General features: G+C 55.5%; 3 protein-coding genes. All 3 read right to left on the reverse strand.

Annotated features, from left to right (window positions below):
- Positions 1 to 40 precede the first annotated feature (40 nt).
- The 3 genes from tnpC to tnpA are packed head-to-tail and all read right to left on the reverse strand — an operon-like array spanning position 41 to position 2,367.
- Complete coding sequence (tnpC, locus tag PG892_RS22000) at positions 41 to 1,591, reverse strand: IS66 family transposase (RefSeq protein ID WP_270825876.1); 1,551 nt, start codon at positions 1,589 to 1,591, stop codon at positions 41 to 43.
- Positions 1,592 to 1,621: 30 nt separating this feature from the next.
- Entirely contained in the window at positions 1,622 to 1,969 is a 348-nt protein-coding gene (gene tnpB / locus PG892_RS22005; protein WP_042060615.1) for an IS66 family insertion sequence element accessory protein TnpB, read from the reverse strand.
- Positions 1,966 to 2,367 carry an IS66-like element accessory protein TnpA gene (gene tnpA, locus PG892_RS22010; RefSeq protein ID WP_042060619.1) on the reverse strand — a complete coding sequence of 134 codons (402 nt, stop codon included), beginning with the start codon at positions 2,365 to 2,367 and terminating at the stop codon, positions 1,966 to 1,968. The genes tnpB and tnpA overlap by 4 nt, the downstream gene beginning before the upstream one ends.
- Positions 2,368 to 2,450 lie beyond the last annotated feature (83 nt).

The following is a 2,450-nucleotide window of genomic DNA, read 5'->3' on the forward strand; positions in this document are numbered from 1 at the left end:
GTAAGCGTCCAGCGAAGGCCGTATTGACAGGAGCGACAGGTTATTCAGCAGGTAGAGCAACACGCCAAGGCAGCAGTTCGCCGACCCTGTTCACCGGCCAGTCTGCGATCACATTCAGTACATGCCGCAGGTAATGCTCCGGATCTACCCCGTTCAACCGGCAGGTGCCGAGCAAGCTGTACAACAAGGCTCCCCGTTCACCACCATGGTCAGAGCCAAAAAACAGGAAGTTCTTTCGCCCCAAGCTCACCAGCCGTAGCGCATTCTCCGCTATGTTGTTGTCCACTTCTATCCAGCCGTTTTCGGTGTAGTACGTCAGTGCTGACCACTGATTCAAGGCATAGGCGAAGGCCTTAGCCAACTCGGAGTGACGCGAGAGCGACTGCATCCTATCCCGTAACCAGATCTCCAGCTCTTTCAGTAAGGGCTTTGCCCGCCGTTCTCGTTCTGCCAGCCGGTGTTCTGCTGACATGCCGCGCAGTTCTGCTTCAAGGCTGTAAAGCTGACCAATTCGTTTGAGGGCTTCGTCTGTGTTATCCGATGGCGTTCGGATATGCACATCATGGATCTTTCGCCTGGCATGAGCCCAGCAAGCGGCCTCCTTTATCGTGCCGGCAGCTCGGTCTTCACGATATAGCTCATTAAATCCTGCATATGCGTCTGCCTGTAGGACGCCGCTGAAATCGGCAAGATGGCTTTGCGGATGGACTCCCTTTCTATCAGGCGAGTAAGCGAACCAGACGGCTGGCGGCAGTGTGGAGCCTGCGTTGCGATCATCGCGTACATACGTCCACAGACGTCCTGTTTTTGTCTTTTTATTGCCAGGGAGCAGTACCGGCACCGGGGTATCGTCTGCGTGTAGTTTGCCATCGGTCAGCACATACTGCCGCAGCGCTTCCTCCAGCGGTGACAGTAATCGGCAACACGCATCTACCCAGCCAGAGAGCACAGAGCGGCTCAGCTCCACGCCCTGACGGGCATAGATTTCCGACTGGCGATACAGCGGGGTGTGCTCTGCATACTTGGAGGTGAGTACCCGAGCCAGTAAGCCTGGCCCGGCGATACCCCGCTCGATAGGACGTGATGGGGCTGGCGCTTGTATGATGAAATCGCATTGCCCGCAGGTGTGTTTCTCCCGAACCGTGCGGATGACCCGGAAGGCACTGCGTATCAGCTCTAACTGCTCAGCAGTATCTTCTCCAAGGTATGCCAGCGCTCCACCACATTCCGGGCAGACAGCCTCTGTTGGACACAGGCGATGCTCATCGCGGGGAAGCGCTTGAGGGAAGGGTTTGCGAATGCGAGTCTGGCGAAGTGGCCGCGGTACCGCTGGATCATCGACCCGACCGGTGAAGGTATCACTCTCCTGCTGGAGTATTTGCAGTTGCGCTTCGGTCTGAGCGATACGACGAGCGAGTTTCTCGGACTGGCTGCCAAAATACATACGCCGCAGCTTGTCGAGTTGCGCAAGCAGGCGCTCAATTTCGCGCTCCCGCTCTTCCAACCTTGCATGCAAAACACGATTGAGTGACTCCTGTTCAGCCAGGAGTCGTTTCAGTCGCAGGATTTCGTCGGCTAGTAATTTTTCCATACCCATGCATCTTACATGGGGGATCACTTTTTACAACATGGTCAATGAGTTAGCCAGGCGCTTTGGATGGCGCCAGTCTATTCCCTCCAGTAGCATGGCCAGTTGTGCAGGCGTCAAAAAGACTTTGCCGTTTCGAGCCGATGGCCAGGCAAACCGACCCTGCTCCAGCCTTTTGGTCAGCAGACACAGACCATCGCCGGTAGACCAGAGGAGCTTAACTTGACTCCCGTTACGGCCCCTGAAGATAAAGACATGCCCTGATAAGGGATCATCCTTCAACGTCATTTGCACTTTCGAGGCTAACCCATTGAAGCCGTTTCTCATGTCTGTGATACCGGCCACGATCCAGATCCGGGTGCCAGTAGGAAGATTGATCATACGCGCAGGGTCTCCAGGATCATTCGTAATACATTGGTATCGACGGTGCCATCGATGACGACCATTGCACGCCCCAGTCGTATCTCGATGGTGCCGGATGGTGTCGGTTCAGAGGCCGTCTCTGGCGTGAGCATTTCGGGCTGCGGGGTCGGAGGCAAGAAGATCTCCGTGGATGAAGGGGGCAACACCAGTTCGATGGGATATAACGCAGGGGCTTCGGCTTTGGCATCACGTCGCCATTTGAACAAGAGGTTTGCATTGATCCCGTGCTCCTGTGCGAGTTTTGAGACGGAGACGCCGGGTTGGTTGGCGGCCTCGACAAGTCGCTGTTTGAATTCTCGTGAGTAATTGGCTCTGCCTTTACGGCTGCCATTGGTACGACTATTGGTGTACACCATCTTTGGTTCCCACTACTTTTTAGTGGGAACTACTTTGTCCACAACTGCCTCCATTCACCAGACGGTAGTGGCCGGACGCTTAC

The sequence above is a fragment of the Aeromonas sp. QDB68 genome (assembly GCF_027707405.1).
GTDB classification, from domain to species: domain Bacteria; phylum Pseudomonadota; class Gammaproteobacteria; order Enterobacterales; family Aeromonadaceae; genus Aeromonas; species Aeromonas caviae.